We start from the raw sequence: 14,430 nt of genomic DNA, 5'->3' as shown, positions 1-14,430 counted from the left end.
AAAGATGCTAAAAAAACTCTTCTATATATTTCTTTTCCTATTGTCACTAACAGCCAAAGCTTCTTTTATTTTGATTCCAATGGATGAAACTTCGCAGCAAAACCATTTGAAAGCCTACGGAATTACGTATTGGTGTTTGGACAAAAATTACAAAGCGAGTTGGTTACTTAATTATCGAGGGGGTTCTTTTTTGCTGCCTGATGCTGAAGAAATTCGAAAAGAATGTCAAATTAGAGGAGTCAATTTTGAAATTATTTCTGATGCGGAGGAAGTGGCTATTTTAAATGAAATATCCAGTCCTTCCCAAAACATGGAATCAGTGGTGCTGGAAAAAGCACCTAAAATTGCGGTGTATACTCCTAAAGGAAAGCAACCTTGGGACGATGCAGTAACTTTGGTTTTGACGTATGCTGAAATTCCTTTTACTCCTATTTACGACGAAGAAGTTTTAAGCGATCAATTGTTACTTTATGATTGGTTGCATTTACATCATGAGGATTTTACTGGACAATATGGCAAATTTTATGGGGCTTATAAAAACGTTCCGTGGTACATCGAGCAAAAAAAAGAAGCCGAATCATTAGCTACGAAATTAGGCTATGCTAAAGTATCGCAGGAAAAAGGAGCTGTAACCAAGAAAATTAGGGATTTTGTTGTAGGCGGTGGATTTATGTTTGCTATGTGTTCTGCAACAGATAGTTTTGATATAGCCTTAGCAGCGGATGGCGTTGATATTTGTGAGGCCATGTTTGATGGAGATCCTAGTGAGGGAAATTACCAATCGAAAATGAATTACAGCAATTCGTTTGCTTTTAAGGATTTTACATTGGAAAGAAGACCAGAGCAATACGAATTTTCAGATATTGATATGACTTCTAAAAGACGAGTACCTATGATCAAGGATTATTTTACTTTAATGGAATTTTCAGCAAAGTGGGACCCAATTCCCAGCATGCTGTGTCAGAATCACACCCAACTAGTGAAGGGATTTATGGGACAAACCACTGCATTTGATGTATCCTTAATAAAATCCAATGTGCTGTTGATGGGTACCTGCGAGCTGAATGGAGAAGCACGTTACATTCATGGTCAAAAAGGGAAAGGAATGTTCACCTTTTATGGAGGGCACGATCCAGAGGATTTTCAACACCAAGTTGGCGATCCGCCTACAGTTTTAGATCTGCATGCTAACTCACCGGGATATCGCTTGATTTTAAATAATGTTCTGTTTCCAGCTGCTAGAAAGAAAAAGTTGAAAACGTAGCATTCTAAATAAAATAGTAATGTTGCATTTTTAATTTTAGTGAAAACGAAATATTCCGCCAGTAAAATTGGCAAAAATCCCAGCAGGCTAGTTTCAGAATAAAAGCATTAAATAATAGGTTATCATTCTATTTTTAAAAATAAAAGCGACTTTTCACAGTCGCTTTTATTGGTAATAAGGAATTTTTTTAAATAATCCCGTGCTCGTTTTCTTTGTCTAAATATTCTTGTACGATTTCAATGGCGTTGGCTACTACGTCGCTCAAAGCGGTAATAAAACTTCCTTCCTCAGCACTATTTATCGCGTGTTTTATGGCTTCCGTCTCTTTGGGAATTATCTCATAGGTCACTGATTTTCCAGAGCTTTTAATTCCTTCTAAAATTAATTCTATGATTTCGTCTTCTGTTCTCCCTCTCAGGTATTTTTCTTGTCGGATGATAATGTGGTCAAACATTCGGGCAGCAATATTAGCACATTCTCTAATGTCCTCGTCACGTCGATCCCCAACGCCAGCTATAATTCCAATTTTTTTGGTCGCATCCACGCTTTGCAGGTAGTCTTCAACACCTTTGTAGCCAGATGCATTGTGGGCAAAATCGATGAGGACTTTAAATTTTTTGAATTCAAAAATATTCATCCTTCCTGGGGTTTGTGCGGCACTTGGAATAAAAGTTTGTAGAGATAAACTAATATCTTCTGTTTTAAAACCCCATAAATAACTGGCTAAAGTTGCAGCAAGTACATTAGCGATCATGAATTTTGCCTTTCCACCTAGCGTTAATGGAACGTGAGTGGCGCGCTCAATTCGAATTTTCCATTCTCCTTTTTTGATGGTAATGTATCCGTTTTCATAAACGGCAACGGTTTTTCCTTCAGCGCAAAGTTTTTTGATGAACTCATTGTCTTCGTTTAAACTAAAATAAGCGACGTTGCAGTCTAAGTCCTTTCCTAATTTTATACAATGAGCATCATCTCCGTTTAAAACAGCCCATCCATTTTTCTTAATACTTTTTACTACTGTGGCTTTAACTCTTGCTAAATCGTCTAAAGTATGTATGTCACTAATCCCTAAATGATCTTCCTGAATGTTAGTGATAACTCCAATATCACAACGACTAAAGCCTAATCCAGAACGCAGGATTCCGCCTCTGGCTGTTTCCAAAACGGCAAATTCTACTGTTGGATCTCGTAATATATATTCAGCACTAAGAGGTCCTGTAGTATCTCCTTTTTCCATCATGTGGTTTTGAACATAAATCCCATCTGAGGTGGTGAATCCTACTTTAAATCCATTATTTTTTACAATGTGGGCTAAAAGTCGGGTGGTGGTGGTTTTACCATTCGTTCCTGTAACAGCAATAATAGGGATTCGGCATGATTTTCCTGGAGGATAGAGCATGTCAATTACTGGGGCGGCAACATTTCTTGGTAATCCTTCAGAAGGTGCAAGGTGCATTCTAAAACCGGGAGCTGCATTGACTTCCAGAATTACACCACCATTTTCTTTTAAAGGTTGTGTTAGATTTTCGGCCATTATATCGACTCCACAAACATCGAGTCCAATTACTCTTGAAATTCTTTCAGCAAGAAAGATATTTTCCGGGTGCATCATATCAGTAACATCTACAGAAGTTCCACCCGTACTTAAATTTGCAGTAGATTTTAGGAAAACAATTTCACCAATTCTTGGAATGGTTTCCAATGTATAGTTTAGTTTTTCCAATAAATCTTCAGTATCCCTGTCAACATCGATTTGAGTCAGTACATTTTCATGTCCATAACCTCTTCTTGGATCCTGATTGGTAGTCTCAATTAATTGCTGAATAGTATCCGTTCCATTTCCTATTACGTGAGCAGGAACTCTTTTTGCGGCAGCCACTAATTTATTATCGATAACCAATATTCTAAAATCGAAACCGGTTATGAATTTTTCGACAATAACACGTTTGCCATATACTTGTGCAAAAGACAACCCTGAAACAGCATCTTCCCAATTGGTAACATTTATAGATGCTCCTTTTCCATGATTACCATCCAAAGGCTTTAATACAATGGGATAACCAATTTTTTTTATAGTTTCAGCCAATCCTTCTTCGTCAGTACAAATGCTTCCATTGGCAACAGGAATAGAGGCCATGTCTAACATTTTTTTTGTTTGCTCTTTGTTACAAGCAATATCAACGGCAATGCTGCTGGTTTTGCAGGTGATTGTTGCCTGAAAACGCATTTGATTAACTCCATATCCAAGTTGCACTAAAGAATTTGTTCCAAGACGTATCCAAGGTATATCTCTGGAAACAGCTTCTTCTACTATGCTTCCCGTACTAGGTCCAAGTCGCACGCGTTCGCGTATCTCACGCATTTTCTGCAAGTCGGCAGTCAAATCATATTCAGTTCCCGCAATTAGGGCTTCGGCAATGGCAACAGAAGATTCTGCAGCAAAGAGGCCTACATTTTCTTCGGTATAACTAAAAACGACGTTGTATGTTCCAAGAGTTTTTGTTTCTCTAGTCCTTCCAAAACCGGTTTCCATTCCTGCAAGAGATTGAATTTCAAGGGCAATATGTTCGATTACATGTCCCATCCAGGTCCCGCGTTCTACTCTAGAAAAGAAACCGCCACGGCAACCTTCAGAACAACGGTGTTCAATCATGGAAGGGAACATAGCTTCAATTCGTTCTTTGAAACCGTCTATTTTATTGGTTGGAAATTGTTCCATTTCCTCCAAATCCAAACGCATTTGGATTAATTTTTTTCTTTGAATACTCCAGATATTCGGGCCACGAAGGGCTTGTACTTTGATTATTTTCATAAAACGGAAAAATTATTACTTATATAAAAAACGGTTGAATTTAGAAGTATATTTCCAAAGTATCAATCCGTATTGATTTTAAAAAAAAGTAAAGTACATTCTATTCAATCCATCTAAATGTATTACACTGCACCTAAATTAAAGTTTTTTAGAATAGGAATCAAAATTTATTTTAAAATTAATCGAATCGTTTCGTGTGATTTGTTAAGCGTACCCCAATTTTTTTTGAACGAATTTTATGATTCAGGACTAATTCATAAAAAGTAAAATTTTACACGGGGTTAAATGCCTTTAAATTCAATGTCAAGTCAATTAATATAGGGCATTAAATAACGTAAAGACTGTCTAGAATATAATTTTTTGTAAGTGCTATCATTGCTAAATAATTAAAAAAAAACGCAACTTCAAAGGCTCTTTTTATCTTTTTGGTTATTTTTACCAAATGAATATATTAGGAAAACTTATAATAATAGGTGGTGCGGTAGATAAAGGGAGTTTTACAGAAACCAATTTAGATAAAAATGCTTCAAGCAACTTAAACTTTTTTGAGGCTGGCATTTTAAAAAGAATCATAAATGAATCTAAACACAAAGAAAAATCACGAATAGAAATTATCACTACTGCTTCTGTTATACCAAGGGAAATTGGTCCTGAATATGTGAAAGCATTCGAGTATTTGAATGCTAAAAACGTCGATATACTTACGATCGAGAGACGAGAGCAAGCTGCGGATGTAGAAGTTTTGGCTCGGTTAAAAGCAGCAGATATAGTCATGTTTACTGGAGGCGATCAGTTGCGATTGTCATCTATTCTTGGAGGGACTCCTTTTCATGATATGTTATTGGATAAATACCATAATGAGGAATTTATTTATGCAGGAACTTCGGCTGGAGCTGCGGCAGCTTCCAATAATATGATTTATCAAGGAAGTAGTTCAGAAGCATTATTGAAAGGAGAAGTGAAAATTTCTAGTGGACTGGGATTAATAGATGGTGTGATTATCGACACCCATTTCGTTCAACGTGGCAGAATTGGCAGACTTTTTCAAGCTGTTGTTGGTAACCCTAGAGTACTTGGAATAGGTCTTGGAGAAGATACGGGTTTGTTGATTACTAATAATCGAGAAATGGAAGCAATAGGTTCTGGTTTGGTCATTTTAGTTGATGGTCGCGAAATAAAAGATACTAATTTGACTAAAGTTGAATTAGGGCAGCCTATATCCATTTCACATTTAGTGACCCATGTTATGAGCAAATTTGACACTTATAACCTTGAAACGCATAAAATGCACATTCAATCCTCCCATTATTTGTAATAGTTAAAAAGTACAGATTTAAAATTTTCAATCAATTATGAAGCTAATTATTCATGGTGGTTTTTTTTCAGAATCATCAACCAACCCCGAAACTAAAGCTGCAAAACAAACTGCATTAGAACGAATTGTTAAAGATTCTTATGAATTTTTAAAATCACATTCGGCTCTAGAAACCGTGGTGCATGCCGTTTCACTTCTCGAGGATGATGAGTTGTTTAATGCGGGAACGGGTTCTCAAATACAAAGCGATGGGAAAATTAGGATGAGTGCCGCCATTATGAATGGCGATACGCAGAAAATGAGTGGTGTAATTAATATTGAAGAGGTTAAAAATCCAGTTCAGGTTGCTCAATTATTAATGCAATATGATGATAGAGTTTTGGGCGGAAGTGGTGCTACCAATTTTGCAAGAGTACATGGTTTTCCTGCTGTTTCAACTGAAATACCACAACGGCGATTGGAATATGAGGCGAAGCGCAAAGCAAATGGAATAGGAACGGTTGGTTGTGTGGCTTTAGATTCAAATAATAAAATTGCAGCAGCTACTTCAACAGGAGGTAAAGGTTTTGAAATTCCAGGTAGAATCTCCGACTCGGCAACTGTAGCAGGAAATTATGCGAATGCATTTTGTGGCGTAAGTTTAACTGGCGTAGGCGAAGATATCGTTAGCAATGCTACCGCAGCAAAAATTGTAACGCGCGTTTCAGATGGTTTTTCGTTACAGGAAGCCTTTACTAAAACTTTTAGCGAACTGAAACCCTATGATGGTTTTGCCGGAGCGATTGCAATTGATGGTCAGGGAAATATGTGGCATCAGGATTCTCATCCTAGTATGGTTTTTGCCAGTTTTGATGGGGAAAATTTTGAAGTTTTCGAGTAATACTCTCTAGTTAAAAGAGCTTTCATAGTACATTAATTCAAAGAAAATTCAAACCAAATTGGTATATGATCAGAAATTATTCTGGCCTCCTTTAGCGTAGTAAAATTTTCGTAAAAGTGAATAATCCCGGAGTTTAGAGTATTGATTTTTGAAGTTTCGAAATACATATTATCAAATTCCGAAGCAAGACAGTTTTCTTTTTTACATTCTTGCTTCAGTGAGGTTTTCTGGTCAATTAGTAATGACTGATACCCCAGTTTCTTCAAAGGAATGAAAACGGTATGTGATTGTGGGCAATTAAAATCACCCGTAAAAATTAAATTTAAGTTGGGGTATTCCTGCGGTAAAAATTTGAAGTATTTAATCTCTGTTTCAGGTTGCTTCTTTTGAGTGATGGCATGAAAGTTTACTACTGTAAATTGCTTGTTATCATATTGAAACGTACAGAAATAAGGTTCTCGATCAATTTCCAAATGGTATTTTTTTTCCAGCCACGCTTTTCCTATCTTTTTTACTTTATTCGTTTTCCATAGAAAAGCATAGCGTTCCGATTTATATGGACTACTACTGCTAGTTGGATCACTAATTACATAATCCCATTTGGCTCCTTTACGATTGAGTTCGTCTGCGAGTCTTGCAACTGCTTGTGGGCCACCATAACCCGCTACCACTTCTTGAATAGCGATAATGTCATAATTTTTCATTGTATTGGCAATGTAGGTTATGCTAGCTTCTGATTTTGATTTGCCAAAGTTTTCAATGTTCCAAGAAAGGAGTTTGGTTTGTGAGAATCCAGAACAATAAATTAAGAAAAGTAGGAGAGAAAGGAGCGATTTCATTTAATAGTGATGGTACGTGTAATAATATTCAAATTAACGCTTATCGTTTGGTAAAAAGAAAAACTAATGCCTTTAGTTTTTATGAAAATTTGTTTGAGCATTTTTTCCAAGTCGCTAAAACAAGTAAATGCAGTTGCTAAAAACTACATTCTAAAAGATAGCAACGTACTGTTTTAATTGTCGATACGGTAGTTATAAATTTGCTTCCGAATGTCGCTAATAATATCTAAAGTTTCGTATTTTAGCTTTAGGGGGACTTTCTTTGTAAAGAAAACACCGTTTTTTAAACGTATTTTTAATTCATAACTTTTATAGTCATTCATTTTTATAATAAACGTAAGAATAAGTAATGGTGGAAGAAAAAGCATTATTTCAAGGGATAAGTATAAAAGGCACAAAGTCGCAATTATAATTAAAAATAAAAATGGTACAAGCTCTAGTAGCGAGGGGAATTTATGAACAGAAATATAGATTTCATCTACTTCAGAAAATAAGATTGCTTTTTGGTCCTTTTTTTTAGAATTTAGAATAAGTTTATTTTTTTCGATATTTAGTTCATCGAATGTGTACTTTAAATTCATCTTTAGAATTGGAATTGTTGTTTGATTTGTTGTTTTTTTTGATTTACTCGTAAGCCTTTTAAAATTTTTAAATCTATTTTTTATAAGTTCTTCCAGATGTTATACACTAAGTAAATAATGCATGCTGCACCCAAAATCATTACTACTATTTGTATAGAAAAGAATAGGTTAATAGTTAGAAACGGGAATGTATTCATGTTTATTTTTTCACTTTATTTAAATGTTAGGTCTTGTTAATTTTCTTATTTTGTTTAGCTGTATTATTTTGATGTACTCTCGCTAGTATTTTTGCCATACATCATTTTGCCTTTTTGGTTTCTAGAATATATAATGCTTTTTACTGTATCGGTTTCGTGCTGAATGAAGGCTGGTTTTGGAGTTTGATAAAAGGTACTGGAATCCGTAAATTTGCTATCTTTTTCTTCAAGCACACCATTTTCGTTGGTACCGCCCAAAATTATATCTGGTGTATCTACTTTAATATTTCCTTTGAAATAGGTTGTTTCCCTTTTTTGGATATAATTTTTTTTAACCGGACTAGCGAATAATGCAATAAATAGTAATAACGTTGCACCAATAATTTTTTTTCTATTTTTGTTATTCATAACAGGCGTTAATTATTTTCAATTGAATTCTCAAGATTTTCTGTACTTGCTTTTCTGTCAGCATTCCTTGTTTTTGAGCTTTGCCAAGTCTCTTGCCCAAGCTTTCGGATTTTGCTTTTAAATAAGGATATCTTATTAAGGAATTTGAATTCCCTTTCAGGGCTTTTTTATAGTGCTTGATGTACTCCTTTATGTAATTATTATAATCATTTACTGTTTTTGTCCATTTGTCAGGTATACTGTGCTGCTTACTTATTTTAGACAGTCGCAAGGGTGATTTTGTTTCGTTTTGCTTCATGTTCTATTTTTATTAGAATTTTGGAACACAGTAAAATTAGTGTTACTAAAAAGCTTTAGTTTACGGGTAACCGTATTGTAGTAAAATAAAAATAGGGTGATTCAGTATAAAGAATGTAATGTATTGAAAGTCAATACTTAGTTAATGATTTGAAACTATTTAAAGTGTTCTTTTTACACAATTGCGGGCAATACAATCTGACTATTGCGCGCTATAAACAGCATTTTCTAATCACGGGTGTTTTAAAATGATGCTGCCTTTTGAAAATTAGTCTTGGTTTGAGCAACATTATAATTTTCTAAAAATACATTTCAAAAATCAGTGTGATTATCTTAATCTGTTTTATTTACATGCTTAAAATCATTGCTTTGCCTATTTTTTTGGATCAATAGTTGTAGAATATTCTGTAAATGCTATGTCATTTGCAGTAAAACATGTCATTTGTTTTTGATTTAGGTTTGAACTGTTAAACCTAACCTCTTTTATAAATAGTACTTTACGGAATGCCATAAAGGTTTTTTTTATTGGTCTAGCTAAATTAGTAGGTTTTGAGCCAATGGTATAGTATTCCTAAATTAGTAATGGAAATAAATTAAAATAGGATTGCTTTGCATAAACCTATTGATGAAGATTTTAAACTAAACCTAAATCTTTAGTAATGGCTATCAAATGAACATTATTGTTAGCTTTGAAGTAAACTTTTAGTTTGTTGATGCGTTTTTCTAAGCTGCTATTGCCACTAGGACTAATTCCAGAATCTTTGAATTCTACAGAAATATCCTCTACAGTTAATCCTTTGGATAAGGATTTCAAAAGAGAAATATCGTAAGCTTCAATTTCAAAAAGGGATTTGTCTCTTAAAGTCAGTGCTAACTCATTTGAAATTTTAACTTCTTCATTGTTATGGATGCGTTCAATTGCTGATTGAAGTTGCTCAATACTATCTCTCCCTTTGCAGACATAGGCATTTATTCCTAAATTATCAAAGAGCGATTTTATTCGGAAAGATTTGTCTTCAATAGAAAATATAATGGTCTTTATATCGGGTTGTATTTTTTTTACCGCTTCTATAAGTTCTTCACCTGTACTCAATTTTTCCTCCCTATGATCATTCTTAAAGGATAAATCACTAATCAATAGGTCGTATGGTACATTATCATGAATGGCTTTTTTTATTTTTAAAAGGGCATCATCACAATATTTTGTACTATGAATTTCTGATATAGAAAGCTTTTCTAAGGCTTGAACTACTGCGATATTAATAGTGTCTAAATCTTCGGCAACTAAAACTTTATTAAACATAATGAGGTCAGTTAGATAGGAATATGATTTTGTTTTAAATCCTTTGTTGGATTCAGTATCAAAAGTAATCGTTCTATTTATAGCTAGAATACGGTTTTCCACATTATGTTGCCCATTTTTTAAATTTATTTCTTCAAGAGTGACTCCGACCCCGTTATCACTGTAATCTATTTGTAATTTATTTTCATTTTTTTTGTATATGGTCATTATCAAACTACACTTTCTTTGCTTTTTCACGTTGACTAAAGGTTCCTGGAGGTTACTATAGATACTGAGTTCTTTAGTTTTTCAAGAATAGACCCAGCGACAGCATCCAATGAGCTAAGAAGGATATTAATGGGAATCTGTTTTAAATCACGACATCATTTCTTTTAGATTTGGTACAAACCAAATACCGATTTCTATAGTGTTATTTACTCTGGAAATGTTTCTTTTTTTAGTTTAGATTGTATCCAGATTGGTGACTATGATTTCTTTATTGTTAACTGTGTATAAATTTTGTGTCGCAGTAAAAGTCATTTTCTGCAATACATCATTTGCTAATGCTTCATGAAGTTACTTCGCAATTGTGATTTCAGTAGTGTAGGCGGTTTTAATTTTTCTATTTTGTTTCTGACAATAAGATAGATGTAAACAAAAAGTCTGTTCACATGTATTCTAGTTAAAGTAGAGTATAATTGTAAATTTTGATTTTTTTGCTATTTTCAGTAAGAGTGTTTGATTTAATGTTTGAATTGTTATAAGAGTAATTCACATAAATCGATAGTAGGAGTAATAAAATCGGGGAACGTAACATTTAGGAGAACTTTACTGAAAGTAGTAATTTAAGATTATAAGCTATGAATTTGTTTTTTGTTTCCCTTTTAGGGGAAGTGTTAGAATTATTTCATCTCCAGAACTAGGTAGTATTGACAATGTTTCAATCTTTGATAATGGTAAGTAATAGGATTAGTTTTTGAAGTTTTCGCTGTGGTCTTTCGCTTCATTTGTAAAAGATGCAGCCCTAAAATAACAAAACCCATTCGCGTTGGCGAATGGGTTTTATAATCTGAAACATGTTCAGATAAAGGTAAGTAAGTAATCTAAATTGTGTTGATAAAACGTTTATTTTACTTTATTAAGTATTGCTTTGAAAGCTAGTGGGTGGTTCATAGCTAAATCGGCTAAAACTTTACGGTTCAATTCGATGTTATGCTTTTTTACTTTACCCATGAATTGGGAATAAGACATTCCTTCCAATCTAGCTCCAGCGTTGATACGTTGAATCCATAAAGCACGGAAATTTCTTTTATTCACCTTTCTGTCACGGTAAGCGTAGCACATTGCTTTCTCTACCGCATTCTTAGCAACTGTCCAAACGTTTTTACGTCTACCAAAGAAACCTTTGGCTTGCTTCATTATTTTTTTTCTTCTTGCTCTTTTTGCAACTGAATTTACCGATCTTGGCATAATTTTATTGTTTTTTTGTAGCAGGCGGCTTGAATTGAATCAAAAGCACTTAATGGCCATACTCCAAGGTTATTTTAAATTGTTTTAACCTAAAGGGTCAAAGTTTAGAGTTTTCAGTCTCAGTTTACGGTTTATAACTGCTTACTGATACTGCCGACTGTATACTAGATTATCCTTAATTGTTGTTTGATACTTTTCATATCTGTTTTGTGAACTAGCGCAGAGTGTGTCAATGCTAATTTACGTTTTTTAGATTTTTTGGTCAAAATGTGACTCTTAAAAGCATGCTTTCTTTTAATCTTTCCAGAACCAGTAACTTTAAAACGTTTCTTGGCGCTAGATTTGGTTTTCATTTTAGGCATTTTTTCCTAGTGTTTTAATTTATTCTTACTTACTTATTTTTCCTCTTCCCAGCCCTCTCCAAAGGAGAGGCAGCCGAGAAGTGATATTGTTATTCTCCCTTAATTCTTGTTATAGTTTCTTCTCCCCTCCTTTGGAGGGGTTGGGGGAGGATTATTTTTTCTTCTTTGGAGCAATGAACATAATCATTCTCTTTCCTTCCAGAACTGGCATCGCTTCCACTTTACCAAATTCTTCTAAATCTGTTGCTAATCTTAATAATAAGATTTGACCTTGATCTTTATAGATAATCGAACGTCCTTTAAAGAAAACAAAAGCCTTTAATTTCGCTCCTTCTTTTAAGAATTTCTCAGCATTTTTTCTCTTAAATTCATAATCATGCTCATCTGTTTGAGGTCCAAAACGGATTTCCTTAACGACTACTTGTGTAGATTTCGCTTTCAGGATTTTATCACGCTTCTTTTGCTCGTAAACAAATTTTTTGTAATCCATGATTTTACAAACTGGAGGCTCAGCATTAGGAGAAATCTCAACTAAATCCAGTTCAAATTGATCCGCTAATCGTAAAGCTTCCGAAAGTTTAAAAACTCCAGGTTCGATATTTTCACCTACAAGTCTTACTTCTTGTACACCACGAATCAGACTATTAATTCTGTGTGCATCCTTTTTTTCTACGCGAGGTTGATAACCTCTGTTGCTTCTTATTGCTATGACTTTATAATTTAAGTTAAACTGTAAATACTTTTAATGTTTTGCTGATTTCTTCGTTTACGATAGCCACAAATGCTTCTATAGTAACGGTAATATTTCCTTTTCCTTCTTGTCCATGTCGACGGATAGATATGGTTCCATTTTTCTCCTCTTCTTCACCAACAATCAGCATGAACGGAATTTTTTGCATTTCTGCATCCCTTATTTTCTTGCCTATAGTCTCACTTCTATTATCAATCAGGGCGCGAATTTCGTGATTTTCTAGCAAATCTAAAACTTTTTTCGCATATATTTCATATTTCTCGCTCAAAGACAATATAATAGCCTGTTCAGGTATTAGCCATAGTGGGAAATTTCCTGCTGTGTGCTCTAATAATATGGCTATAAATCGTTCCATCGAACCAAAAGGAGCTCTGTGAATCATCACGGGTCTATGCAATTCGTTGTCAGAACCTTTGTAGGTTAAATCAAAACGCTCTGGTAGGTTATAATCAACCTGAATCGTTCCTAATTGCCATTGTCTGCCCAAAGCATCTTTGACCATGAAGTCCAATTTTGGACCATAGAAAGCAGCTTCGCCATATTCAATAACGGTGCTTAAGCCTTTATCTGCCGCTGCACTGATGATCGCATTCTCTGCTTTTTCCCAATTCTCATCAGTACCTATGTATTTATCTCTATTTTCTTTGTCTCTTAATGATATTTGAGCCGTGAAATTTTCAAATCCTAAAGAACCGAAAACGTAGAGTACCAAGTCTATTACTTTTTTAAATTCTTCGTCCAATTGATCTGGAGTACAAAATATATGGGCATCATCTTGAGTAAAACCTCGTACCCGAGTTAAACCATGTAATTCACCACTTTGTTCGTATCTGTACACAGTACCAAATTCAGCGTAACGCTTTGGTAAATCTTTGTAGGACCAAGGTCTTACGTTATAAATTTCACAATGATGCGGACAGTTCATCGGTTTCAACAAAAACTCTTCTCCTTCAGCGGGAGTATTTATCGGTTGGAAACTATCTGCACCGTATTTTGCATAATGACCGGAAGTTACATACAATTCTTTTTGTCCAATATGTGGCGTAACTACTTGTTCATAGCCCCCTTTTTTTTGTGCTTTTTTCAAAAACTGTTCCAATCGATCTCTCAATGCAGCGCCTTTTGGCAACCACAATGGTAATCCTGCACCTACTTTTTGTGAAAAGGCAAACAACTCCAGTTCTTTTCCTAATTTCCTGTGGTCTCTGCGTTTTGCTTCTTCAAGTAAAACTAAATATTCTGTAAGGTCTTTTTGTTTTGGGAATGATGTTCCGTAAACACGCGTTAATTGTTTGTTTTTCTCGTCACCACGCCAGTATGCTCCGGCCACACTCATAACTTTCATCGCCTTGATAATTCCAGTATTTGGAATATGACCACCACGACATAAATCAGTAAAGGTATCATGATCACAAAACGTAATTGTTCCGTCCTCAAGATTCGAAATTAGTTCTGTTTTATAAACGTTGTCTTTATATAATTCCAAGGCATCCGCTTTTGATACAGGACGCAATTTGAATTCATGTTTTCCTCTTGAAATTTCAAGAACACGATCTTCAATTTTCTTGAAATCTGCGTCTGTGATTTTATGATCTTCAAAATCTACGTCGTAATAAAATCCATTTGCGATTGCTGGTCCTAGCGTTAATTTAATTCCAGGGAACATTTCTTCAAGAACTTGTGCCATAACGTGTGAAGTCGAATGCCAAAAAGCTTTCTTTCCGTCAGCGTCATTCCAGGTATATAGAGTAAGATTTCCGTCCGTCGTCAAAGGAGTACTTGTTTCAATAGTTGTACCGTTAAAAGATGCCGAAATCACATTTCTGGCAAATCCTTCACTGATGTTTTTTGCAACATCCATCGGAGTTACTTCAGGAGCAAACTCTCTAATTGACCCGTCGGGCAAAGTAATCTTAATCATTGTTTGATATTTTAAGAATGCAAATATAGACCATTACAAAAATACAAACAA

13 protein-coding genes are annotated in these 14,430 nt (G+C 34.6%); 3 read left to right on the top strand and 10 right to left on the bottom strand.

Going from position 1 to position 14,430, the window contains the following annotated elements:
* The first annotated feature begins 4 nt into the window (after positions 1 to 4).
* Positions 5 to 1,264, top strand: a complete 1,260-nt coding sequence (locus E0F91_RS01135; RefSeq protein WP_132064536.1) for an asparagine synthetase B — start codon at positions 5 to 7, stop codon at positions 1,262 to 1,264.
* A 187-nt stretch (positions 1,265 to 1,451) separates the two neighbouring features.
* Here E0F91_RS01135 and cphA read toward each other — a convergent pair whose 3' ends face one another.
* Complete coding sequence (cphA, locus tag E0F91_RS01130) at positions 1,452 to 4,076, bottom strand: cyanophycin synthetase (protein WP_132064535.1); 2,625 nt, start codon at positions 4,074 to 4,076, stop codon at positions 1,452 to 1,454.
* Positions 4,077 to 4,518: 442 nt separating this feature from the next.
* On the opposite strand from cphA, the gene E0F91_RS01125 reads away from it, so the two are divergent.
* Complete coding sequence (locus E0F91_RS01125) at positions 4,519 to 5,391, top strand: cyanophycinase (RefSeq protein ID WP_132064534.1); 873 nt, start codon at positions 4,519 to 4,521, stop codon at positions 5,389 to 5,391.
* 37 nt (positions 5,392 to 5,428) lie between these two features.
* Complete coding sequence (locus E0F91_RS01120; RefSeq protein WP_132064533.1) at positions 5,429 to 6,271, top strand: isoaspartyl peptidase/L-asparaginase; 843 nt, start codon at positions 5,429 to 5,431, stop codon at positions 6,269 to 6,271.
* Between the two features lie 32 nt (positions 6,272 to 6,303).
* On the opposite strand, the gene E0F91_RS01115 is transcribed toward E0F91_RS01120, so the two are convergent.
* The 9 genes from E0F91_RS01115 to thrS all read right to left on the bottom strand — a co-directional run bounded on the left by E0F91_RS01115 (position 6,304) and on the right by thrS (position 14,379).
* Positions 6,304 to 7,110 carry an endonuclease/exonuclease/phosphatase family protein gene (locus tag E0F91_RS01115; protein ID WP_132064532.1) on the bottom strand — a complete coding sequence of 269 codons (807 nt, stop codon included), beginning with the start codon at positions 7,108 to 7,110 and terminating at the stop codon, positions 6,304 to 6,306.
* 173 nt (positions 7,111 to 7,283) lie between these two features.
* Positions 7,284 to 7,691 (bottom strand): hypothetical protein, encoded by a 408-nt coding sequence (locus tag E0F91_RS01110; protein WP_132064531.1) that lies wholly within the window; start codon positions 7,689 to 7,691, stop codon positions 7,284 to 7,286.
* Between the two features lie 260 nt (positions 7,692 to 7,951).
* Positions 7,952 to 8,296, bottom strand: a complete 345-nt coding sequence (locus E0F91_RS01105; RefSeq protein WP_132064530.1) for a hypothetical protein — start codon at positions 8,294 to 8,296, stop codon at positions 7,952 to 7,954.
* The gene (locus E0F91_RS01100; RefSeq protein WP_132064529.1) at positions 8,289 to 8,594 is read right to left on the bottom strand and encodes a hypothetical protein; all 306 of its coding nucleotides are present in this window, start codon (positions 8,592 to 8,594) and stop codon (positions 8,289 to 8,291) included. The genes E0F91_RS01105 and E0F91_RS01100 overlap by 8 nt, the downstream gene beginning before the upstream one ends.
* 633 nt (positions 8,595 to 9,227) lie before the next feature.
* The gene (locus E0F91_RS01095; protein ID WP_341825413.1) at positions 9,228 to 10,103 is read right to left on the bottom strand and encodes a DNA-binding transcriptional response regulator; all 876 of its coding nucleotides are present in this window, start codon (positions 10,101 to 10,103) and stop codon (positions 9,228 to 9,230) included.
* An 897-nt stretch (positions 10,104 to 11,000) separates the two neighbouring features.
* Positions 11,001 to 11,345, bottom strand: a complete 345-nt coding sequence (gene rplT / locus E0F91_RS01090; protein ID WP_132064528.1) for a 50S ribosomal protein L20 — start codon at positions 11,343 to 11,345, stop codon at positions 11,001 to 11,003.
* A gap of 164 nt (positions 11,346 to 11,509) precedes the next feature.
* On the bottom strand, positions 11,510 to 11,707 hold the full coding sequence (gene rpmI / locus E0F91_RS01085) for a 50S ribosomal protein L35 (RefSeq protein WP_022827375.1): 198 nt from the start codon (positions 11,705 to 11,707) through the stop codon (positions 11,510 to 11,512).
* Positions 11,708 to 11,858: 151 nt separating this feature from the next.
* Positions 11,859 to 12,416, bottom strand: coding sequence for a translation initiation factor IF-3 (gene infC / locus E0F91_RS01080; protein ID WP_370273076.1), 558 nt, complete (start codon positions 12,414 to 12,416; stop codon positions 11,859 to 11,861).
* A gap of 16 nt (positions 12,417 to 12,432) precedes the next feature.
* Positions 12,433 to 14,379 carry a threonine--tRNA ligase gene (thrS, locus tag E0F91_RS01075; protein WP_132064527.1) on the bottom strand — a complete coding sequence of 649 codons (1,947 nt, stop codon included), beginning with the start codon at positions 14,377 to 14,379 and terminating at the stop codon, positions 12,433 to 12,435.
* Positions 14,380 to 14,430 lie beyond the last annotated feature (51 nt).

The sequence above is a fragment of the Flavobacterium sandaracinum genome (assembly GCF_004349135.1).
In the GTDB taxonomy this organism is placed as follows: domain Bacteria; phylum Bacteroidota; class Bacteroidia; order Flavobacteriales; family Flavobacteriaceae; genus Flavobacterium; species Flavobacterium sandaracinum.
The sequence above is the reverse complement of the archived record's forward strand: the minus strand, read 5'-3'. Positions and strand labels throughout refer to the sequence as shown.